Source organism: Acinetobacter sp. ANC 4216 (assembly GCF_004331195.1).
GTDB lineage: Bacteria > Pseudomonadota > Gammaproteobacteria > Pseudomonadales > Moraxellaceae > Acinetobacter > Acinetobacter kookii.
In genome coordinates this window covers 1-22916 of sequence record NZ_SJOC01000020.1, presented here as the reverse complement: position 1 = coordinate 22916, position 22916 = coordinate 1, and the positions used below count along the sequence as shown (strand labels likewise).

The 22916-nt window shown below is 42.8% G+C and carries 23 protein-coding genes and 2 pseudogenes; 21 read left to right on the top strand and 4 right to left on the bottom strand.

All coding sequences use genetic code 11. The features are described from left to right. The first annotated feature begins 157 nt into the window (after positions 1–157). The 5 genes from filB to filF are packed head-to-tail and all read left to right on the top strand — an operon-like array spanning position 158 to position 7132. The gene (gene filB / locus E0H88_RS14320) at positions 158–997 is read left to right on the top strand and encodes a putative pilus system C39 family peptidase FilB (protein ID WP_131274680.1); all 840 of its coding nucleotides are present in this window, start codon (positions 158–160) and stop codon (positions 995–997) included. 46 nt (positions 998–1043) lie between these two features. Next, a complete protein-coding gene (gene filC / locus E0H88_RS14315; protein WP_171458703.1) occupies positions 1044–2276 on the top strand; it encodes a putative pilus system protein FilC in 1233 nt (410 codons plus the stop codon). A 12-nt stretch (positions 2277–2288) separates the two neighbouring features. After that, the gene (gene filD, locus E0H88_RS14310; protein WP_131274676.1) at positions 2289–3953 is read left to right on the top strand and encodes a putative pilus system OmpP1/FadL family transporter FilD; all 1665 of its coding nucleotides are present in this window, start codon (positions 2289–2291) and stop codon (positions 3951–3953) included. Positions 3954–3985: 32 nt separating this feature from the next. After that, the gene (gene filE, locus E0H88_RS14305; protein ID WP_252152031.1) at positions 3986–5152 is read left to right on the top strand and encodes a putative pilus assembly protein FilE; all 1167 of its coding nucleotides are present in this window, start codon (positions 3986–3988) and stop codon (positions 5150–5152) included. Between the two features lie 21 nt (positions 5153–5173). Continuing rightward, positions 5174–7132: a putative pilus system protein FilF gene (filF, locus tag E0H88_RS14300; protein ID WP_131274673.1), complete on the top strand. Its 1959-nt coding sequence runs from the start codon at positions 5174–5176 to the stop codon at positions 7130–7132. 65 nt (positions 7133–7197) lie between these two features. On the opposite strand, the gene E0H88_RS14295 is transcribed toward filF, so the two are convergent. Then, positions 7198–7746 carry an NUDIX hydrolase gene (locus E0H88_RS14295; protein ID WP_131274701.1) on the bottom strand — a complete coding sequence of 183 codons (549 nt, stop codon included), beginning with the start codon at positions 7744–7746 and terminating at the stop codon, positions 7198–7200. Between the two features lie 125 nt (positions 7747–7871). Here E0H88_RS14295 and E0H88_RS14290 point away from each other — a divergent pair, with 125 nt between their 5' ends. The 7 genes from E0H88_RS14290 (at position 7872) to fghA (ending at position 13863) form a co-directional block, all read left to right on the top strand. Beyond that, positions 7872–8489, top strand: coding sequence for an NUDIX hydrolase (locus E0H88_RS14290; RefSeq protein ID WP_131274671.1), 618 nt, complete (start codon positions 7872–7874; stop codon positions 8487–8489). 13 nt (positions 8490–8502) lie between these two features. Then, positions 8503–9033 carry a gamma carbonic anhydrase family protein gene (locus E0H88_RS14285; RefSeq protein ID WP_131274668.1) on the top strand — a complete coding sequence of 177 codons (531 nt, stop codon included), beginning with the start codon at positions 8503–8505 and terminating at the stop codon, positions 9031–9033. Positions 9034–9164: 131 nt separating this feature from the next. Next, the gene (tsaB, locus tag E0H88_RS14280; protein WP_131274665.1) at positions 9165–9830 is read left to right on the top strand and encodes a tRNA (adenosine(37)-N6)-threonylcarbamoyltransferase complex dimerization subunit type 1 TsaB; all 666 of its coding nucleotides are present in this window, start codon (positions 9165–9167) and stop codon (positions 9828–9830) included. A gap of 12 nt (positions 9831–9842) precedes the next feature. Then, entirely contained in the window at positions 9843–10667 is an 825-nt protein-coding gene (locus E0H88_RS14275; protein ID WP_131274664.1) for an undecaprenyl-diphosphate phosphatase, read from the top strand. Continuing rightward, complete coding sequence (locus E0H88_RS14270) at positions 10661–11479, top strand: class I SAM-dependent methyltransferase (protein ID WP_131274663.1); 819 nt, start codon at positions 10661–10663, stop codon at positions 11477–11479. The genes E0H88_RS14275 and E0H88_RS14270 overlap by 7 nt, the downstream gene beginning before the upstream one ends. A gap of 123 nt (positions 11480–11602) precedes the next feature. Further along, positions 11603–13015: a C13 family peptidase gene (locus E0H88_RS14265; RefSeq protein WP_131274662.1), complete on the top strand. Its 1413-nt coding sequence runs from the start codon at positions 11603–11605 to the stop codon at positions 13013–13015. 11 nt (positions 13016–13026) lie between these two features. Next, a complete protein-coding gene (fghA, locus tag E0H88_RS14260; protein WP_131274661.1) occupies positions 13027–13863 on the top strand; it encodes an S-formylglutathione hydrolase in 837 nt (278 codons plus the stop codon). A 39-nt stretch (positions 13864–13902) separates the two neighbouring features. On the opposite strand, the gene E0H88_RS14255 is transcribed toward fghA, so the two are convergent. Continuing rightward, positions 13903–14178: a DUF2218 domain-containing protein gene (locus tag E0H88_RS14255; RefSeq protein ID WP_131274660.1), complete on the bottom strand. Its 276-nt coding sequence runs from the start codon at positions 14176–14178 to the stop codon at positions 13903–13905. A gap of 192 nt (positions 14179–14370) precedes the next feature. On the opposite strand from E0H88_RS14255, the gene rpe reads away from it, so the two are divergent. The 7 genes from rpe to E0H88_RS14220 all read left to right on the top strand — a co-directional run bounded on the left by rpe (position 14371) and on the right by E0H88_RS14220 (position 20605). Beyond that, positions 14371–15057: a ribulose-phosphate 3-epimerase gene (rpe, locus tag E0H88_RS14250; RefSeq protein ID WP_131274659.1), complete on the top strand. Its 687-nt coding sequence runs from the start codon at positions 14371–14373 to the stop codon at positions 15055–15057. A 394-nt stretch (positions 15058–15451) separates the two neighbouring features. Further along, the gene (locus E0H88_RS14245; protein ID WP_092818913.1) at positions 15452–15913 is read left to right on the top strand and encodes a hypothetical protein; all 462 of its coding nucleotides are present in this window, start codon (positions 15452–15454) and stop codon (positions 15911–15913) included. Positions 15914–15952: 39 nt separating this feature from the next. Continuing rightward, positions 15953–17926, top strand: a complete 1974-nt coding sequence (locus E0H88_RS14240; protein WP_131274658.1) for a multicopper oxidase domain-containing protein — start codon at positions 15953–15955, stop codon at positions 17924–17926. Then, positions 17913–18827, top strand: a complete 915-nt coding sequence (locus tag E0H88_RS14235) for a copper resistance protein B (protein ID WP_131274657.1) — start codon at positions 17913–17915, stop codon at positions 18825–18827. The genes E0H88_RS14240 and E0H88_RS14235 overlap by 14 nt, the downstream gene beginning before the upstream one ends. 236 nt (positions 18828–19063) lie before the next feature. Further along, on the top strand, positions 19064–19381 hold the full coding sequence (gene sugE / locus E0H88_RS14230) for a quaternary ammonium compound efflux SMR transporter SugE (RefSeq protein ID WP_131274699.1): 318 nt from the start codon (positions 19064–19066) through the stop codon (positions 19379–19381). Positions 19382–19430: 49 nt separating this feature from the next. Continuing rightward, on the top strand, positions 19431–19913 hold the full coding sequence (locus tag E0H88_RS14225; protein ID WP_131274656.1) for a methylated-DNA--[protein]-cysteine S-methyltransferase: 483 nt from the start codon (positions 19431–19433) through the stop codon (positions 19911–19913). Between the two features lie 35 nt (positions 19914–19948). Beyond that, positions 19949–20605, top strand: coding sequence for a nuclease-related domain-containing protein (locus E0H88_RS14220; RefSeq protein ID WP_131274655.1), 657 nt, complete (start codon positions 19949–19951; stop codon positions 20603–20605). Positions 20606–20643: 38 nt separating this feature from the next. Here the strand turns inward: E0H88_RS14220 and E0H88_RS14215 are convergent, their stop codons facing one another. Both E0H88_RS14215 and E0H88_RS14210 read right to left on the bottom strand, forming a co-directional pair. Further along, complete coding sequence (locus E0H88_RS14215) at positions 20644–21579, bottom strand: tRNA dihydrouridine synthase (RefSeq protein ID WP_213074932.1); 936 nt, start codon at positions 21577–21579, stop codon at positions 20644–20646. A 162-nt stretch (positions 21580–21741) separates the two neighbouring features. Next, positions 21742–22017, bottom strand: a pseudogene (locus E0H88_RS14210) (ISNCY family transposase); the annotation flags it as partial. Here E0H88_RS14210 and E0H88_RS14205 point away from each other — a divergent pair. Then, a pseudogene (locus tag E0H88_RS14205) lies at positions 22018–22674 on the top strand (transposase family protein); the annotation flags it as partial. 144 nt (positions 22675–22818) lie between these two features. Continuing rightward, positions 22819–22916: helix-turn-helix domain-containing protein (locus E0H88_RS16295; RefSeq protein ID WP_139841367.1), on the top strand; the 98-nt coding region annotated here is incomplete at its 3' end.

Sequence of the window (22916 nt, the reverse complement as noted above, 5' to 3'; positions counted from 1 at the left end):
TTTACAAAAATAATGTGAAATTTTTCAAAAAGACTAAAAAAAAGCTGTCTTTTTTTATAAAAAAGGTTATCTTTCTTTTACATGGATGTAGAGTATAAGCTCTAAAAAAATAATGAACAAAGGCACGTCATGCCGATAACTAGAAAAGTTAAAAGATATGTTAGAGATCGCGTTAGGCTCGGCATTGATGTATTACGCTGCCAAAGAAGCCTTTGAAATTAAGAAAAAGCCAGCGGAAGCTGTGTATTACACTGAAACCTTAGATTCTCGCCACGATTCATTCACTCGAATGCATAGAGAGGCAGTCCTCATTAAACCTGCTGTAGAAGATCAATTTAGGGGTATTGTCCGTCAAGCCTATGACTATAGTTGTGGATCAGCTGCATTAACGACCTTGTTGAATGGTTATGTTGATGTTGGCGTAAACATGACTGAACAACAAGTCATGAATGGTTTACTTAAATTTGGTGAAACCGAAAAAATTGTTGAACGCCGCAGTTTTTCTCTTTTAGATATGAAGCGCTTTGTTGGGGCAATCGGTTTTGAAAGCGGGGGATACAAAGGCGAATTTTCCGATTTGGTTCAGCAAGGTCAACCGGCGATTGTTCCGATTTCCTATGCAGGTTTTAAGCATTTTGTAGTGTTTAAAGCATATAAAAATGGGCGTGTGTATGTGGCTGACCCTGCATTGGGTAATATCAGTTTTGATGAAACACGTTTTAAAGATATCTGGGAAAACAACACCCTATTTTTAATTAATGTTGCTCCTGAAAAAAGAAAAAATTTATTGGCACTTCAGGATACAGACTTACGACACGTCGAAGATGCAACGGTGAATCGCTATGCATTCGTTGACATTCAATATCCGCAGTTCTATATGGATAAAATTGCAGATAAAGCCTCAACAATTCGTTTAGACAAGAATTTAAATGAAGACTCAGAAAAATTCGGTGAATCTACATATAATTTTTTACGTCTTTATTACAAAAGCAAATAAAGTATAAAAGTAGCAGATTAAAAAAATAAAAATGGTGGGATGGAATATGAATCGTAAATGGATGAACAAAACTTTATTGGCTTTGAGTGTTCAAATGGCAATAGGGGTGGCATATGCCGCAGAGGAACCTGCACTTGGAGAATATGAGGTTGTAGATCAACAGGAAACTGCAGTTGAATCTACAGCATCACAGTCTACAGATGTGCAAGCAGTAGCAGCGGTAGATGCAGGAGAACAGTCAGCACTCGGTGAGTATGAGGCAGTTGATGAACAAGTGGATGAGTCGACAGCAACCCCATCTGCCGATAGTAGTACAGTAGCGCAGCCACAACCTGTTAATGCAAATGAACAAGCTTCTTCTGCCTTGCAGCAGCAAGAAGGGGATGCAAGTAAAGAAGCAAACCTGCAAGAAGTTTTCACTTCAAATGAAAGACAATATTCATTAATTAAAAAAGGTGAAATTTCATCTTATTATGATATTGATTATACCTATTATCGTGATACACAGATTGATGCTGAAATGGCGAGCGGTCAACTGTATCAACTTCGTGTTCAAGAAAATGCAACTCACTCTGTTACCAATACGTTTACAGCGCAGTATGGCATTTTAGATAATTTGACTTTCACTGCTTCACTACCTTTAGTCGCTAAAACAGATTTATTAAAAGATACCTCTGCAGCAGGTCTAGGCGATATTTCCTTTGGTGCACGTTGGGAACCGTTCCCACTAAAAGCTGGCAGGCTACCACTAATCTTATTCGGTAATATTTCTACTAAAACGGGCGATAGCCCTTATGAAGTGAATGCCACAGATGATTTAGCAACGGGTAAAGGTTATTACTCTGCAGGGATTGGTGCGAGTACACGTAAATATATCGATCCAGTAGTTTTGTTTGCTTCTGTATCTGCAAACTATGGCTTTAAAGAAACTGGTTTAAATCAGCGCCGTGGTATACGGGTACTGGAAGAGTTTGAGCCTGGGATTAGTGGGGGTTTTGCCTTAGGTTTTGCTTATTCATTTAACTATGATGTGTCTATGACCATGTCATACCAGCAAAGCTTTAATACCGGTTCAGAATTTACTTATAGTTCGGGTGAAAGCTATTCTCCGGCTGATCAGACCAGTTCTACTTTAGCAATTTCACTCGGTGTACGTGTTTCACCAGAGACCATTGTTAACGGAACTGTGGGCATAGGCTTAACAGAAGATGCACCAGATGTATCGTTAGGTTTGTCATTCCCACTTGATATTTTAGGTTTCGGTAAGAAACTTCGCTAAGAGGGCAGTCGTATGTACAAGATTCGACTTCGCCCGTTAGCCGCAGCAATTATCGTCTCGGGCTGTTCAAGTGCAACTTTTGCTCAATTAGGGACCAACTTATCGGTTGATGTCAGATCATTGAGTATGGGGAATGCAGTTACTGCAGACCCTCCTGGCATTAGTGCTATTCATTTTAACCCGGCAGCCTTGACCAAAATTGAAGGTCTGCAAACCGATGTTCAGGGTATTCTGGCTAACTTTGATATCAAAAGAGAGTTCGAAGTCCCTGCAGGATATAACGTATTTGGCTATTCAGATGACCCGATGGTGTGTAATGACGGACCAGAGGTTTCTTCCGATTTATGTACAGACTTTAAAGGTACCATAAATGGGGATGTCGAATACGTCAGTCTATACGTCCCGGTACTAAAAAAAATGGTGGATCTGGGTGAGGGTCTGCCCATGGCCGCACCTACAGCAGGGATTGCTTACAATCCACCCGGTTCAAAAACAACTTTTGCAACGGCAATGTATGCACCTTTGGTTGCCGGTTTTGGTGCGGAAAATGGCAATCCTGCGAATTATATGGGGCAACAGGTTGCTCTGGAAAGGATTACCTATTTATCTCCTTCTATAGCCTATGAAGTGAATGATGAGTTATCCGTCGGCGCTTCTGTGGGTATGTCATACCAGGCCATTGGTTTAAAAACGGATTTGCGTTTTCCTAATGAATTAATTGGTATGTTGCGAATGATTGATGAAGTCGTTTGTACACCTTTTAAAGAAAATTCGGATATTATTACCGACATTCTGTTGTTAGGCATATGTAATGCCCAAGAAGGCATGAATCCATTTGGCCGGTTTGGGCAAATGCAACTTGCTTTGGAGCAATCACTTAGCCCAAGTTATAACCTTGGTGTGCTGTGGGAGCCAACTGACGATTTTAGCTTTGGTATGGTATATCAAAGTGCTGCAAAAATGCGTTTGAAAGGTAAATACCATATTGATAACGCAAACGCGCCACGTGAGCTGATCAATGGTTTAATGTCATCTCCTACAGGTCAAATTCTTGCTGCAATTTTGGGCTTTCCTAATAATATTCCTGCAAGTGAGTCAGGTCTGGTTTCAATGGATTTTGAATACCCAGCCCATTTTCAAGCAGGGATAAAATATAAGCTTTTACCCGATTTACAAGTCAACTTTGATGTAGGCTGGACGGACTATAAAGCCTGGGACAAGTTTAGATTTGAATTTGACCGACAAATTTCTGCTCTAAAAATTGCTAAGTTGCTTTCTGAAAACGTGAGTGATAGTTCTCTCGCATTACCGCTGGAATTTACTTCACCTTGGAATTTTGGTATTGGTCTGGAATATTCCGCAACGGATCGTTTGAAATTACGTGCTGGCTATGAACCACGTACCAGTGCAATTCCTGATAATAAGCGAAATACCATGGTGCCGATTAACAATGCACAATTGTTTGGTCTTGGGGTAGGTTATCGTTTTGATGCAGATACTGATTTAGATTTATCGATTGGCTTTCTGCGTAGTAAAGACAATATTCCTGCAAATACAAGTAGTTTAGCAAACCAGACAGGGGTAAATAATCTTTTATTAAATCCATATGCAGGTTTAAACGTAAAAACAGATACCAAGATTACGATTTTAGGATTGAACTATAGAACAAGATGGTAAGCGAATTGAAAAAAATGAAAGGGAATTCATTGGTGAAATCGGTACTTGCACTTTGTATAGTGCAAGTGTCTTTTTCATATGCGGGCGAGTTTTACACGATTATTGGACCAGATGGCCGGCCGATGATCGTGCAGCAAAAATTTCCGCCTAAAAATCAATCAGCAGAAGTGAGTAAATCTTCCTCAATAGAGATGAGAGTTCAAGAAACTCAATCCCATTCCCCGAATAGTCAGCCTGAAGTTAAGGCCGCTGCAACTCAAATTTCAACATCATCGCAAATAAAAGAGGAAGATAAAACAGTAGTTCAAAAGGCCCCAACAAAAGTTTCTACCCATGCCGATGCAGCTAAAATACCGCAAAGCACTTATGTAGCGCCTAAAGCCGAGAAAAAGGAAAAAGTAGTATCCCAGCCTTCCTCCCAGTCTAAAAAAATGGAAGAAGCTACACCTCTGGCGAGCATGCCTCCTGCTCAAGAACCAAAAGAAATTAAAAATACGGAAAATTATGTAACGATTGATGGTACGCAATATATAAAAAATGAATACCTGGAAGACAAAGAATTTAATCTGGAAGGAAAGAAGCGTTTTTATGCTATGCCCGAAGGCATCATTGATACCAAGCATGGAGCGACACGTTTACAAATGGTTGAACGTGAAAAAGGGGTAAGCAAATCCCTGCTGCAATCCTTTTTCAAAAAGAATCAAAAACAGGATAGTGGTCCCATTACATTGTCATCCAGCTATTATCGGGTTTCCCAGGCGGATGTTGTTGCAAGTTTAGGTCAACAATGTATTCAGGATAAAAAAATTAAAAATGCCAAAACTGTCAGTTTGGATAAAGAAGTCAATGTTTGGCCGCGGGCACCCTTAAAAGAACAATTTGATTTTGAAATTGTGAAAGTTTCCAATGCCATTCAGAATGTTCAGATTAGTTCTTATGCCTCACGACAACAAAATCCGACCTTTTATTGGCCATTTGTGGTTTTTCTGGATACCCATGGGTGTGTGCTGGAAGGTGCTGGAGGCTTTAAGAATCATGAGGCTACAGCTTCTTTTACCTCGCATGAAAAAATTGAAGGAATCGTTCATATTCCTTCCACAACCCAATATATGTTATTAACCCCTTTAGCCAGTGCGATAGATGTAGATAACAAAGCACTTACCAATAAGGGTCAATTAAAATTGATAGCAATTCGCTAAGGATATAAGAAGAGAATTAGGATGAAAAATAAGTATTTACTCCCGTTTACCCTCACCACCTTGATGGCGGCTTTAAGTGGTTGTGGTGGCGAAAGTGCCAATGTTATTCCTGAAGTTTATGAAGGTAGTACAACGAATGGAACGTGTACGATTGGTTCTACGGGATGTCTTGGATTTGCACTGGATTATCCATTAAGTGGATTAAATTTTACCTGTAGTAGTGATACCAAAAATAGCTTCGTGACCACTTTTGATGCAAAAGACGGGGCAGCAACAGGGGCATGTAAGGTCGGTGATAAAATTACCTTCTTCATTAAGGGGGAAAAAGATAAGCAAATTAATTTGGGAACGCTAGACCTCAATAAAATTGCCAAGGTCAGTACCTCGCAATTACCTCGCTTGACTATTTTAGACATTGCCTCGGGTATGACCAATACACCGGCTAGGTCTCTGGATGCCAATGATAGCACTGTGAAAGTAGCTATGCGTTTGGCAAAAATATTACAGGCACTTGCGCTGCAAAACGGTGGAATTGCTGATCCGACCGATATTCAAGCTTTATATATTACTGATCAAATGCGTGTAGATCTGGAGAGAATTAGCCAGTCAATTTCTCAAGATGCTTTTGTAAATACCGCAGATGCAGACTTTGAATTACTGATCAAACCTTGGCTCAATATTTCAAATATAACCAATGAGCAGGCATTTTCGACTGTCAGCATGTTGATGAATATTTCGAATGCGGGAGTATATCAACCTGAATTTTCACTATTCTCAACCTCTGGAGTAGTTAGCAGTTTAAGCGGTTCAGATGGTTTGGTCGGTTGTAATAAAGAGACGTGTAATACGCAGGATAGTTCAACGCAGCATCTCTTTGGACATTTCATGTTGATTACAGACCGTGACGGTTATACCTTTGGCAGTGGTATGCAATGGCGTGGTCCAGGAGTCAGTGATACTTCGACGGTAGGTGGATTAAATACCAAATTGCTGACCACCACCCGACCTATTCGGATGACTGCGAATGCACAAGATCATTGGATTAACCCGGTGACGAAGAAAATCGATCGAAATTTTGATTTTCAGGTCGATCAAGTCATTACACCTTTAAGTATTTATCAGGGCACTTTATATAATGATTATATGATTGCCGGCAAAGAACAATTCTATAAGTTGCTTACCGGAAAAACAGAAGTCACTGCAGCGGATAAGCTGGATTTTGGTCTATGGACGCAGACCATTGGCAGCGAAAATTTTAAGGGTACACTCGATTTATATAAAACCTTTCCTATTACTTATCTAGATAAAAGGGTCTTTAAATCCGTTAATAATGCGAAATCTGGCGAAGCTTATATTTTCCCGATGTATGCAAATCTGACCTTTAAATTTACCGATACCAGTGTGAATAACGTTGTACTAGGAATAGTCATTGATGAAAAGGGTAACATTCGAACCAATATGAAACCTGGATCTACTGAAAATGATATGAGTACTGCTTTGGATACGGAATTACCTTCAGGAAAAACCGCTTGTGAGGCCACAGGCTTTAACTCATCCACCTATATAGACCAGAACGGAGTTCAACAATACCGTATTGGTACAGTTTCTCGTGCTTTTACCAATGATAAAAATATTTCTTTACGTATGGTATTGGCAAATGCAAACTTGAAAAAAGTAGACGGTGCTTTAGTCGGAATGAATACTAACATCAAGACTTCCAGCACTGGAGAAAGTATTGTGGTGGGTGGGGCATTACTGAATGTAACTAATCTTTTAAATCTTACTTCGGGTAAAGCAGATGTCACATTTAAAGATTCTGAAGTAGAGGAAGTAAAATGGGCAAGTACATTATCAAGTTTCCAAAAAGTTTATAATGCGAATAATTCCACACATACTTCACAAGACAAGGAAATTGCAAAATTAATCGGAGGTACATTAACTTTTGCTTTAGCTCCATGTTATACGGTCAAAATTAAATAAATTGAACAATATAAAAAGCCCATCACATGATGGGCTTTTTATTGAATTGCAAATTTATCGCATCCTTAACCGGTATGATCCAAACGGGTACCTAAGGTTTCTAAATGCATAGTGAAGGAAGCGGTTTTACGGTCTTCAAAATAATGTCTTAAGGTTCGTTCTACGCTAGGAAAAGCCAGTTCAGACCAGGGAATTTCATGTTCTTCAAATAGACGGGATTCAATGGTTTCCTCACCGGCACCGAATACGCCATTGACGAGATTGGCCTTGAACAGAACATAAATTTGTCCAATTCGGGGGATGTTGTACATACAGTAGAGCTGTTCGATTTCAACTTCAGCTTCGGCTTCTTCCCGAGTTTCTCTGGCAGCGCCTTGTTCCATGGTTTCAAACAGCTCCATGTAACCTGCAGGCAGGGTCCATAAGCCATAACGGGGCTCAATGGCACGGCGGCACAGCAAAACCTTATTTTCCCAAAGCACGAGTGCACCGCAAATGACTTTGGGATTGACGTAATGAATATTGCCGCAATCTGTACAAACACGGCGTAATTGATGGTCGCCGAGTGGAATTTTTTCCGTTGTTTTATGTCCGCAAATTACACAGAAATTCATATTCATCGTCAATGATCAAGGTGTTGATCAGCATAACTGAAAAATCCAACTTTGGCATCATTTCTATCCTTTGGAATAAAAATTCAGCTATGATGAAATAAAGCAAGAAGCAGGAGCAGTAGCCCATGGATGACTACTCATTAATACAATTATTACAGCACAGGTTACGCTTTTCTACACGAGTAAAGCCGGCTCAGGCTGCTGTACTAATTGCCATTACCGATGAGTCCGATCCCAAGGTTTTGCTTACGCGCCGTTCTTTATATTTGTCCAATCATGCCGGGGAGGTTTCTTTTCCGGGCGGCAAAAGAGATCCGCAAGATACCAGTAATATTGTGGTGGCTTTGCGCGAAGCCTATGAAGAAACCGCGCTGAATCCCTTTGATGTGCAACTGATTGGCGATTTGCCCATGCAAAAAGCCCGCAATGGCATGCTGGTCAAACCTGTGGTTGGACTGATTCCGCCTGAAGTGCAGCTGACTCCTCAACCTGCTGAAATTGATCGAATATTTTTTGCATCACTCCATAGTTTAATGAATGCACCGCCAATTCCCTACGAAGTACGTTATGCACATCAGTCTTTGTATTTTCCCAGCATGCGCGTGGAGAATGAAATTGTCTGGGGCTTGACTGCACGGATGCTGGTATCCCTGTTTCAGTATGGTTTGGATTATCAAAAGGAATGGCCATTTTTATTAAATTCGCCCGCTTTTCATAGCAACAAGATTAAATACGGTAAATAAGGAACTTCACCCCATGATCTATAAATTTAAGGGATATACACCTCAAGCAACACATCAACCTTGGGATGGCTGGGTTGCGGATAATGCGACCGTCATTGGCCAGGTAGAAATGGGCAAGCAGGTCAGTGTCTGGTTTGGTGCGGTCATCCGGGGCGATAACAGCAAGATCAAACTGGGGGATTTTACCAATGTGCAGGAAAATGCCGTTTTACATACCGATGCAGGAATTGAAATGCATATTGGCAGTTATGTGACGATTGGGCATCAAGCGATGCTGCATGGCTGTACCGTTGGCGATAACACGCTGATTGGCATTAACAGCGTGATTTTAAATCATGCTGTCATCGGTAAAAACTGCATCATTGGCGCCAATGCCTTAATTCCTGAAGGTAAAGTCATTCCGGACAATTCTGTGGTGATGGGTTCGCCGGGGAAAATCGTCAAAACGCTGGATGAAGCGGCTGAAGCCAAATTAAAAATGAGTGCCTTGCACTACGCGGAACATTTCAAGAATTTTCAGCATTTAGAGTCAGTTGAACTATAATTTGAGACGAAATATTCAGCCAGGCCAGAGCTTGGCTTTTTTGTATCCTGCAGATGGAAAATCTCGCCTCGCACGCATGAGTGGAGTATGATATCCGACGTTTTTTATATTTAAATGAATTAAGGTTGTGCATGAAGTTGCTGGCATTGGAAACTGCCAATGAGCAGTGTTCCGTTTCTATTGTAGATGACACTCAAGAATTATTTTTTCAATTAGATGCGCGAGCAAAAGCACAAACGCAAACGATTCTCCCAATGATCGAACAGGCTTTTACCCAGCTTGGATTGTCTGCTGCTGACTTAACTGCAATTGCATTTAGCCGTGGTCCCGGTTCATTTAGCGGGGTACGTATTAATGCGGCCGTGACTCAGGCCCTGGCATGGGCCAATGATCTGCCAGTTGTTCCTGTTTCAACCTTACAAGCCCTGGCACAGGCAGCATATCGTCTGGCGGGTTTAACCGCAGTGACTGCAGTGCTGGATGCGCGTATGAATGAAGTCTATATTGCGAGTTTTCAGCTGGATCAGCAGGGCATTATGCAGGCTGTGGATACAGAGCAACTGTTAAATTATAGTGCTGCCGGTCAGGCCGTCAAATTTAAACTGGTCGGTTCGGGTTCAGCTTTAATTAAGCCTGAACAAATACAATACAAAGACTTAAGTGCAACGGCGCAAGATATTGCGACCATTGCACGCGCGCATGCGGAGCAAAAGCATTGGGTGAGTGCTGAACAGGCATTACCAGTGTATTTACGTGACAATGCCTGGAAAAAAATTCCAGAACAAGGCAAATCATAATCAGGGTTTTCTATGGATCTTTTACTGCTGCTGAAAGCGGCAATTATGGGTATCGTTGAAGGTATTACCGAATTTTTACCAATTTCAAGTACCGGACATTTAATTCTCGCTTCAGAACTCATGAATTTCTGGACCAAAGAAAAGAGCGATGTATTTGTGATCGCCATTCAAATGGGTGCAATTGCAGCGGTGATTTATGAATACTGGTCGCGTCTCTGGGGCGCAGCGACAGGCATGTTTACCGGTGAGGCCAAAGGTCGTCATCTTGGTTTTAGCCTGATCATGGCTTCTATTCCAATTGTACTGGTTGGCCTGACCTTCGGACAGGCAGTAAAAGATCTGCTGTTTAATGACATTGCCGTGGCGATTGGCCTGATTGTCGGTGGTTTCATTATTATGTGGATTGAAAAGCATCCGCCTAAAGTGAATGCCGAAGAAGTCGAGAACATCAGCTATAAAGAAGCAATCTGGATCGGTTTAATTCAGGTGCTGTCTCTCATTCCGGGGACATCACGTTCAGGGGCAACCATTATTGGTGCCATGTTCCTGGGTATTTCACGTAAGGCTGCCACAGAATTTTCATTTTTTCTTGGTATTCCGGTGATTGTCGGTGCTGGTCTGCTCGATCTTTATCAAAGTTATGATGTCATGCAGACCACGGAAGACTGGACCGTTTTAGCTGTCGGTCTAATCGTTTCCTTTGTTTCGGCCTTGATTTTAATTCGTGTTTTAGTGGCGTATGTGGCAAAACGTGATTTTATGGTTTTTGCCTGGTATCGCATTGCTTCCGGTCTTTTAATCTTACTTTTTGCATTTACAGGCTGGAAATTATGGTAAGCGAACTCCGCTTATTTGTAGAACAGGAATTTCAACAGAAAGCACAGCAGTATTCTGCTGTGCTTTCTTCTCGTGGAGTCAGGGTAAAGCTTGAAATTATTGAAAAGCTGAATGCCCGATTTTTGCGTTTAAATCCTGAACTGGCCTTATGTGCAGATGCGTCGGGACTGTGGTTGTGTGCCAATGGCATGAAGATGCAGCCCGACTGGCAAGCCGAAGTGCCGCGTTTAAAACGCTCATCGTTAAAATCCGAAATGATTGCACGGGCGTGTAATCTGGGTGAAAAGCCCAGATTAATTGATGCGACTGCCGGTTTAGGCCATGACAGTTTGTTGATGGCACATTTGGGAGCTGACGTCACCTTGGTTGAGCGGCATCCGATCTTGTTTACCTTGCTGGAAGACAGCAAAAACCATGCGCAAAATGATGCGTTTCTCAGTCCGGTAGTGGCACGAATTCATCTGGTTTTCTCTGATTCTGCCGACTATTTAAGGCAGCAAGCTGAGCAGAAGCAGGTGGTGGATGTGGTTTATCTTGATCCGATGTTTCCCCAGCGCGACCAGAACCAGCAAGCCATTAAAAAACAGGCACAAGTGAAAAAGCAGATGCAGCTACTCCATATGCTCTTGCCTGAAGATGGGGAAATGGATCTGGGCGACCACCTGTTAACTCTGGCGCAACAAGTGGCAAAACGAGTGGTGGTGAAGCGGCCACGTCTGGCTGTCTATTTGGCCAACCTGGAACCGGATCATCAATGGCAGGGAGATACCTGTCGTTTTGATGCCTACTTTCAGCATGATCTTCTAGACTAGTTGGGTAATTGCTTCAATAATGTGCATTAATTTGTTATATAGTCCCAAAGCAGCATTGATAAAAATTCCATCAAGCATAAACTTGGATTGTAAATCCGCGAGCGACAGCCACCCTGAAATCTTATGATCGACTTTAAACCCTCCATCAATTTTTGGCATGATTTTAAAAGCAACCAAACTGCTGGGATGTGGCTTTTTCTGGGTTCGCGCCGATCTTTGCAAATTGTTCGTCCATCGATTCTGCAACTGATTTTCTGGGGAATTTTAGGCGGCTGTGCCAACAGTTTATTCAGTTGGTTAAGTTCCGGGGAGATGGGGGAATTTAACCCGCAAGGCCTGATCAGTTATGTGTTGTGGCCTTTTATTGCACTCATCGTCGGTATTTTTCTTTCCCAGCGGATCAATAATCCTCGTCTCATGCTGGTGCCTGCCTTGTTGTGGCTGGTACTGGATACCCATATCGCCTTATTGCAAAGCCTGATCCAGTATCTGGGCTATATCGATGTCTTGCCCTACCTGTTCTATGACTATTTGCCGACCATCTTCATGGTGCTGTTCGTCTGGCAGAGTCTGGCGGTGGTATGGGTGTTTTCACGTGAACTGAAATGGCCGTGGTGGGAGCGGGCGTTGATTGTGGCTGCAACACTTTTTACCCTTGTGGTCTGGCAAATGTCGGTGAAAAGTCAACCGATATGGAAGGTTGAAGAGACACCACCCACTTTTGCTGAAGATGCTTTTTATGCCCAAAGCCGTATCTTGAACAAGTCGATTGAATCGATCCAGTATGGTGAATTCGCCCAGTCGCACTGGTACTTTTTGGGCGTTGCCGGTGCAGGTTATCAAGATGTCTTTAAGTCGGAAGTTGAACGGATTAAAGAACAGTTTGATACCCGTTTTGGAACTTTTGGCCGTTCCATGGTGCTGATTAATAATCCTGAAACCCGAACTCAAATCCCGATTGCTTCGCGCACCAGTATGGAAATAGCCTTGCGCCGTATCGGGCAGCAAATGAATAAAGAAAGTGATGTGTTATTTTTATACATGACTTCACATGGTTTGCCGAATCAGTTTGAAATGGAAAATGATCCGATCGATTTAAATGATGTCGATCCTAAATGGCTTAAGGAAACTCTGGATAAATCCGGTATCCGTTGGCGGGTCATTGTCATTTCCGCCTGTTATTCAGGGAGTTTTGTTCCCGCTTTGCAGGATGATAATACTTTAATCATTACCGCATCTGCGGCTGACCGGGCATCTTTTGGCTGTTCGAATGAAGCGGATTATACTTATTTTGGGCGGGCTTTTTTTGATCAGGCCATGCGCGAGCAGATGTCTATCAAAGATGCTTTTGAGCAGACCCAAAAAACGGTGGCACAATGGGAAACCGCACAAGGATTTGAAGCCTCTGAACCGCAATGGTCGATTGGCAAGAATATGGAATTTATGTTGCCGCAACTCGAGCAACGCTTATTTCCAGCTACAACCCAGACAGATATGAAAATAGAAACCCCACCATTAAGTGTGGCAGCACAATAAGGAAAAGAACGATGGAATTAATCCAAGCGAATCGATGCTTTGATGGGGAACAGAGAATTTATGCCTTTAATTCCAAGAGCTTAAAAGGACAGGCAAAATTTGGAATTTTCTTGCCCCATCAGGCTTTAACGGGCCAACCCTGTCCAGCCCTGTTTTATCTGGCGGGTTTGACCTGTACTGAAGAAACTTTTGCAATTAAAGCCCATGCGCAACGTTTAGCCGCCCAGCTGGGGTTGATCCTGATTAGTCCGGATACCTCACCCCGAGGCGAGCAGGTGGCAGCAGGCGATTCCTGGGACATCGGTCAGGGTGCCGGATTTTATATCAATGCCACTCAGGCACCGTGGGCTGAGCATTATCAAATGGAAAGCTTTATTGCCGATGAACTTTATGCTGTCGTGACGCAAAGCTTTCCAATGCAAGCAGATGCGATAGGCATCTTCGGGCATTCCATGGGCGGACATGGTGCACTGACACTGGCATTTAAATACCCGGAAAAATTTAAATCGGTATCCGCTTTTGCTCCGATTTGTGCGCCGAGCCAATGTCCTTGGGGCGAGAAAGCCTTTTCCAATTATTTAGGTGTCGATCAGGCCGAATGGAAAAAGCATGATGCAACGGCTCTGGTTCAGTCCAAAGGTGCTTTGTTTCAGGAAATTCTGATTGATCAGGGAGCTAAGGATCAGTTCTATAGCCAGCTGAATCCGGCCTTATTCAAACAGGCCTGTGCCGAAGCAGGTCAGTCACTGACCTTGCGTGAACATGCTGGCTATGACCACGGTTATTACTTTATTCAGACCTTTATGGATGACCATCTGCAATTCCATGCGGTACAACTCGAAGCCTGATCATTAATTCAAAAAAGGGAGAATTTAATTCTCCCTTACTTATTGATGCTGCCATATAGCAGTGAATTCTTGCTGTGCCATTCGGCTTAAATGGTCCAGCACCACTTTTTCCAGTCTGCTTAAGTCTTCTAATGAACTGTCAATCGAAACCAGCAATACTGCTGATTGTGGCGTCAGCTTAACAGTCGCGTCCGGCATAAAGATACTGAAATCTTCCTCAGTTTCAGAGACTTCAAATTTATGTTTCCAGTGATTGAGTAATCGTTTGGCGATACGGGCTGCTTCTGACGTGATAATTTGTGTATTACTTTTCATTCTCATTTACCTTATGCGCTTAGGTCAAAATAGCAGATTTTAAAAATAGCGAAAGTGAAATCATGCAACGCAACGTTGCAGATTTAAAATGAATGCGATTAAATCGCAACAGATGTAGATTGAATCACAGCAGCAAAGTTCAATTTGTTATAATGTGAAAAATCAATTCAAATGCATAGCCAGGTTCTCTCCATGTCCAAGCCATATTTAATTGCACCTTCCATTTTATCTGCCGACTTTGCCCGTTTAGGTGAAGAAGTTGAAAATGTGCTTGCTGCAGGTGCAGATGTCGTACATTTTGATGTGATGGATAACCACTATGTCCCTAACCTGACTTTTGGTGCAGGCGTGTGCAAGGCATTAAAAAAATACGGGATTCAGGCACCGATTGACGTGCATCTGATGGTATCGCCAGTAGACCGTATGATTGGCGATTTCCTGGAAGCGGGTGCTGACATTATTACTTTTCACCCGGAAGCTTCGGATCATATTGACCGTTCTTTACAGTTAATCAAATCTGGTGGTGCCAAAGCAGGCCTGGTGTTTAATCCGGCCACGCCATTGCATTACCTGGACTATGTGCTGGACAAAGTCGATCAGGTTTTGTTGATGAGTGTCAACCCGGGCTTTGGCGGTCAAAAATTTATTCCCATGACTTTGGAGAAGCTTCGTCAGGCACGCAAGATCATTGATGCCTCTGGCCGTGACATTCGTTTGGAAGTGGATGGTGGGGTAACACCGGCCAATATTCGCGAAATTGCTGAAGCTGGGGCAGATATGTTTGTTGCCGGTTCTGCCATTTTTGGCAAGCCGGATTATAAAGCTGTCATTGATGAAATGCGTTCGGAACTGGCAAAAGTAGGCTCAGTTAATCTCTAATAATCTACAATTAATTATTGCTAAGTTGTGGATAACTTTATGGATAACCATATGGATATCTGTGTAGATAACTGTATGGATAACTTGATTAGTTTATAAACAATTGTAGATCAATAGTTTAATAATTAGACATTAAATGTATAAAAAGGACTCAATTGAGTCCTTTTTTAGCTTGTTAAGCTATTAAAAAATATGATGCTTTATTCATCTATGCTTAAAAATAGAACTGTTTAAAAAATAACTTTATTGTTTAAGTTGGCATTATTTAACCGGACTTGACACTGTTTAGCGTAAATTTAAAAATTGTGTATAACTTGTATCGCGGATATCGTGTTAGACTGAAATCAAAAGAACATGATTTATCTTTTATTCTAGATTGGCTAAGGACAATACTGTGCTCACTTCATTACGCAAACAGGCTTGGTTTGTGTTCCTGATGGTTTTTGCTATCGGGTGGAGCAATGCTGTCTTGGCATTTGAACAGCCGATGCATCAGCAAATGATGAGTGAATTGGCGATTCAGCATGAAGATAAAATGCCCATGACGGCCATGTCAGGTTGCCATGATTCAGTCAATACTCAACCGCACATGCAGCAGCATCCTGTCGAACAGGTAAACCTGTCCCATGATCTGGATTGTCATCAGGGCATGAGCGATCAACAGCAGCATTTCAGCTGTAATGATTGCATACAGTTGCATTGTCAAAGTCTGGGCAGCTGGCTGGATGCGCAAAGTCCGAGTTTTGCCCATTTAAATCCTGTTCCCGAACATCCACAGCCCAATTTTACTTATTCTGCCCAGCATTTAAGCGGTTTCTGGCAGAAAATCCTGCGTCCCCCTAAAGCTTTACCGTGATTTAAAAAAACTTTTTATTTTTAAATTATAGGTAAAGTTATGTCTATTCAATTAAGTCGAAGCCTCGTGATCGGGGTGTGTTTGGTCTCATCATCGTGGGCATTTGCCGCGGTCAAGGAATATCATCTCAACATTGATGAACAGATGGTCAATGTGACCGGCAAGCCCTTAAAACGGATTACCGTAAATGGTCAATTTCCTGCACCTCTTCTGGAATTTGAAGAAGGTGATGATGCCGTTATTCATGTGCATAACAATCTGAAAAACAAGGATAGTTCCATTCATTGGCATGGTTTATTGCTGCCAGGATTGATGGATGGTGTACCGGGTTTTAACCAGTTTAAAGGGATTAAACCGCAAGCTGATTTTGTCTACCGTTTCAAGGTGCGTCAAAACGGCACCTACTGGTATCACGCGCATTCCAAAGGACAGGAGCAGGACGGTTTATATGGCGCCCTGGTGATTTATCCCAAAGGGAACAAGCCGCTAACAGCGCATGAACAGGCTGATCGAGATTATGTGGTGATGCTGTCCGATTTTCATCAGTCCAGCAGTGACCAAATTCAGAAGAACCTGAAAAAGTCGGCTGAATACTATCAAAACCAGCGTGAAACTTTGTCGGATGTCTGGAAGCAAGTCAAACGTGATGGATTCAAAAGTACTTGGCAAGACCGTTCCATGTGGAATCAAATGCGAATGCTGAAAACCGATCTGTCCGATGTCACCGGTTATACCTTTTTGATCAATGGCAAAACCCCAGAACAAAACTGGACTGGCATGTTCAAGCCAAATGAAAAAGTCCGTTTACGTTTTATCAATGCTTCAGCCATGTCTTTTTATGACGTCCGTATTCCAGACTTGAAGATGACAGTGGTCAGTGCCGATGGCCAGCCCGTGCAACCGGTACCTGTAGATGAATTTCGCATAGGCACTGCAGAAACCTATGATGTGATTGTGGAACCGCAAGCCAATCATTATCAGATTGAAGCCGAGTCGATTGACCGCAGTGGGTTTGCCATTGGGACATTGCATAATGAAAATTCTCCAGTGACGCATGCGATTCACATGCCGAAACCACGTCCACGTGCATTACTGACCATGGAAGATATGGGGCACGGTTCTACATCCGGTGATCATGCCAACCATGCCCAGATGGATGATGGTCAGAGTGGTACAAATCCAGCCAGTGCAGATTCACATAGTCCAGGCTCAATGAAACATCAAATGATGGATCATTCATCAATGAAACATAACATGGCTGGAATGGATCATTCAAAGATGGATCATTCGTCAATGAAACATGACATGGCTGCAATGGATCATCAGGCCATGAATCATACTCAAATGAGTCATGCAGCCATGCAGGAGCATTCGCAACATGCGACTCTGCCATCCGCACAGCCTGAGTCTGATCAGCAGCACGAGCAAAGCCATGCAACGCATCGTACAGCACAATCCGCTTCAGATAATAAGGCAGCCGTGGTTTATGGCTGGGCCAATGCCTCAACCCCGGCAGGGCATAAGGCGCTGCAATATGGCGACTTGAAATCACTCACTCCACAGCCCGATACCCGTCCTGCGGAGCGTGAACTGGAAGTGCGCTTGGGTGGCAACATGGAGCGTTATATCTGGACCATCAATGGCAAGAAATTTACCGAAGTGAAACCGCTACAGGTGAAATATGGCGAACGTATCCGCCTGAAATTTATCAATGACAGCATGATGGCGCATCCGATGCATCTGCATGGCATGTTTATGCAGCTGGAAAATGGGCAAAGTAGCGCCAATATGCCGAATAAACACACCCTGATTGTGCCGCCGGGTAAAACGGTAACCGCATTACTGACCGCGGACGAATTGGGAGAATGGGCAATTCATTGCCATCTGCTCTATCACATGTCATCGGGCATGATGAGCAAACTGGTGGTGGCCAATGTCGACGGAAATAAAACGCTCGCTTCACCTGCTACACCAGCTCAAGTTGAGCAAGGAGACTCACATGCGCATCATTAATCACTTTGTAATGAGCACATTGAGTGCCTCATGCTTATTGTTATCTGGACAAAGTTTTGCACAGCCAATTCATCAAACCATGCCGATGGCGGAAGTGCAGACGTCAGCACAAAATGCAATACCGGTGGATCATTCACAACATCATGTCGTGTCAACGACAGACCAAACACCTGTTAAAGCAAAACCCGTAATTGCTGTTCAAGATGAAAATGTGAGCTCGAATGATGCTGCATCTGCCGAGCATATCAAGGAGCATGGCGGGCAGATTTATCAGCAAACCACGCTTGAAAGTCGCTGGCTACGCAATAACGATGGAGAAGGGGTTTTAAAGTCGGAGCTGGAAACCCGTATCGGGACAGATGAAAACAAGATTTTTATCAAAGTGCATGCCGATGATGCTGAGTCAGAGCAAGCGGAATATGATGCCAAAGTGTTGTACAGTCGCAATGTTGCCGATTTCTGGGATGTACAGGCCGGTTTACGCTATCGCAATGACCAGAATCGGGAAGTCGATCAGGATCAGGTCGATGCCGTGATTGGGGTGCATGGGCTGGCACCGTATTTCGTTGAAACCAATGCCTATCTCTATATTGGTCAGGATAATCAAGCTTCTTTGAGCCTGGAAACCGAACGCGATGTGCTGCTGACGCAAAAACTGATTGTTAAGCCTTATCTGGACTTGAATGTGGTGTTGAGTGATGACTCCAGCTATGCGCAAAAAACCGGTTTAAGTACCGCACAATTGGGGCTGGAAGCCCGTTATGAAATCAATAAAAAGGTCATGCCTTTTATTGATGTGGCCTATGGATACAAACAGGGGCGTGAGCAGACTGCTTGGCAAGCGGAATCAGCATCTGATCAGGAATGGCTGTATGGTGCAGGGATACGTTTTAAATTTTAATCCCACTCATGGCTCCAAAAAATACGACTGGTTGAGGCCAGTCGTATTTTTATGTGCACTTTTAAAGTGAGCAATTGGTCAAAAAATGTAAAACATGCACCCAGTTCCCTCAATTATTTATATAATTATCGATCAATGACAGGAGGAACGACCTCCCTTGGTGCAACCAGATGGGTTGTTGCACGAAGAAAATTCGTCAGGACGACCTGACTCTGATCAAATGGAGCATCGTCGTCATGGCTTGGATCGTTCTAGTTTTAGCGGGTATTTTTGAAATTGTCTGGGCCTATGCCATGAAACTTTCAGAAGGTTTCACCCGTCTCACCCCGAGTATCATTACCCTGGTTTTTATGGTATTAAGTTTTGCTTTACTGGCCTATGCCATGCGAACCTTGCCGCTGGGTACCGCCTATACCATCTGGACCGGGATTGGTGCAGTGGGTTCTTTTCTGGTCGGGGTATTTATTTTGGGTGAGCCTGCATCGGCCATGCGCATGCTCGCCGCGGTACTGATTATTTCTGGGTTGGTATTGATGAAACTGTCATCATTATAACCACTCTTCCTCACTATATCGCTTATTTAATGCACTACAGGAGAAGACAATGAAACTGGCATTTATAGAAATGGCTTCTCCTGTGGGTACCTTAAAACTGGTCGCCAATGACACGGCTTTGGTGGCGGTACTTTGGGAAAATGAAAATCCCAAACGGGTACGTTTAGCCGAACTGATTGAACAAACACATCATCCAATTTTATTGGAAACCCAAAAACAGTTAAGCGAATATTTTGCTGGAAAACGGCAGCAATTTGATTTGCCTCTAGATTTTGAAGGCACTGAATTTCAGCAGAAAGTCTGGCAAGCCTTGCTGACTATTCCCTTTGGCGAAACCCGCAGTTACCGTGATATTGCCGAACAAGTCGGTAACGTCAAAGCGGTACGTGCAGTGGGTGCTGCTAACGGGAAAAACCCCATCTCGATTATTGCGCCGTGTCATCGTGTGGTAGGTGCAAACGGTAAACTGGTCGGTTTTGCCGGTGGGCTGGACAATAAAGAAATTCTGTTAAAATTAGAGAAAATTGTTTAAATTATAAAGTCTTATTAAAAACAAAGATCAATAAAATGTTGAGTCAGATAGTTGCGCAACTTGGGTCAAGCTTTTGGTGGATTATTCTTGCTTTTATTGCCATAGGGATTTTCAAAGCCTTTAAACCCTTCATTAAAGGTAAAGTGGGGGAACTCGCGATAGCTGTACACGTCAAACTCTATTTAAAAGACCCGCGTTACATTTTATTAAATGATTGCACTTTGCCAGATGAACAGGCAGGAACGACACAAATTGATCATATTCTCTTAAGTCCTTTTGGGATTTTTGTGATTGAAACCAAAAATTATACCGGCTGGATTTTTGGCAGTGAACGTCAAAAAATGTGGACGCAAAAAATTTATAAAAAGAGCTATAAATTTCAAAATCCATTGCATCAAAACTATAAACACATGAAAGTACTCGAGGAGGTGCTCTCCGACATTCTTGAACCGCAACATTTGCATTCGGTGATTGTATTTATGCCAGAAAGTGAATTTAAAACTGCCATGCCAAGTAATGTATTTCGTGGCGCGGCATGGACTGATTATGTTAAAGGTTTTCAGGAGGAAGTCATTCCTGCGATGAAATTGAAACGGATTCAATTACGGATTGAAAAAGAAGTTTTAGAGAAATCCTGGAAAACCAATCGCCTACATGTAGAAAACTTAAAACAGCGTAAACAGGGAACTTGATCGAAAAAAGCCTTTGCATATGCAAAGGCTTTTATTTTTTAGTGCTGTAGTTGATTCAACTTTTCAATAATTTCGTTCAGTTGCTTGATGCGTTTTACTTCATCCCATAGCATTTTGGCTTCTGGATAATGCTTGGACATCATGCCGAGCCACTGTTTATAACGTCCCACCATATTAATTTCTTTTTTATAGGGGCCATTCAGGAAACGAATTTGCAGAGCCAATAATTCATTCCAGGTGATCAAGGCTTCATCAGTATTTTGACGGATACATTGGGTGATATCCGGTGTGGTTACAGCAGCCCGGCCAATCATCAGGTCTTCACAGCCAGACTCAAGCTGACATTGTTTGGCATCTGCATTGGTCCAGATTTCACCATTGGCAATCACATTAATGTTCAATGCTTCACGAATCGGTTGCAATTGATCCCAGAAAGCCGGTGGAGTATAACCTTCTGCTTTGGTGCGGGCATGCACAGTGACCCAAGCCGCACCCGCATCTTCAATGGCGTGCGCATTTTCCAGTGTATAGTTACGGTCCATATAGCCCAAACGCATTTTGGCTGAAACTGGAATATGACGGGGTACGGCATCTCGAACGGCTTTGACCAAGAGATGTACCACTTCGGGTTCATCCAGCAGCACTGAACCGCCGCGGTGACGGTTAACCGTTTTTGCAGGACAACCGAAATTCATATCAATCGCAGGAGCTCCCAGTTCCACAGCACGAATGGCATTGGCTGCCAGCATTTCCGGGTTATTTCCCAAAAACTGTACATGCACAGGTGTACCCGCTGCGGTTTTGCCACCGTTTAATAATTCCGGGCAGTAATTATGATAGACATGATCGGGAAGCACTGAATCGGTGACACGAATAAACTCGGTTACACACCAGTCAAAGCTCCCTACGGATGTAAGTACATCGCGCATAATGGGGTCTGTTAAGCCTTCCATGGGTGCAAGCACAAGTTTCAACGTCGGACACCTGTTAAATGAAAAACGGTGTTATACGTTTTTTTGTAGGGGATGTCTAGAAAAAGGGCTTTGAAATATTGTTGTGTGGGGTAGGCCTTAACCTTTAGGTGTTATTCACCAATTAAAATGTCTATGTAATAAACCATTTAAAATGTCCTGTTTTTAACTGCAAGAGTCAAGAACAGGATTTAAATTCCTTTGTTCAATGATGGCTTTCTGAGCTTTACGACTCGGCATACTTTTCTTGAGACGGGAACGTTTATTCTGTTTTTCCAATGCTTCATGTTGTTGCTGGATATGGGCCAGAACCGAACCTAATCTTTTATTCTCAACCACTGCATTTTGCCGTAGTCCAGCCAGTTTATTGAAGACGCTATAATTGATCTTCCGTCCCTCATACATGATGGCGATAGTTCCATCCGGGTACTCCAGAAATGATTTGGCCGGATCCTGAATGAGTTAAACATTGATATTATCTTTGCCAACTCACCACAGGCCAAAGGTCGTGTGGAACGTGCTAACAGGACACTTCAGGATCGTCTGATCAAGGAAATGCGCCTCGAAGGTATCAGTTCGATTGCCGAAGCCAACGCCTGGCTACCCTGCTTTATTGAGCATTTCAATCAGAAGTTCGCTAAATGTGCACGAAACTCAAAGAATTTACATCGACCATTAACCGAATCTGATCTTGAACTGGATGATATTTTTACCTGGCAGGAACCGCGTAAGGTCACAAAGAACCTGAACATCACGTATGACAAGTGTATTTATATGCTTGAGCCAACAGCACTGAATCATAAGCTTGCTGGGCAATACATTTCATTTCTGGAGTATCCAGATGGCACTGTGGCCATCATGCATGAAGGACGGAAGATCAACTATAGCGTCTTCAATAAACTGGCTGGACTGCAGCAAAATGCAGTGGTTGAGAATAAAAGATTAGGCTCGGTTCTGGCCCATATCCAGCAACAGCATGAAGAGTTGGAAAAACAGAATAAACGTTCCCGTCTCAAGAAAAGTATGCCGAGTCGTAAAGCTCAGAAAGCCATCATTGAACAAAGGAATTTAAATCCTGTTCTTGACTCTTGCAGTTAAAAACAGGACATTTTAAATGGTTTATTACATAGACATTTTAATTGGCTTAGATTCTCAAATGAAGTGCAACAGAGATTAAATTATTGGAAGGAAGCAAGATGAGCTAGCATTTTGCTTCCGACCGACCAAAGTCAAAGTTGCATCATGAACTACACTCATCTTACCCAAGAAGAAAGATATCAGATTTATACTTTGTTACGTGAAGGTTTTTCTAAACGTTATATCGCTTGGAGACTGAATCG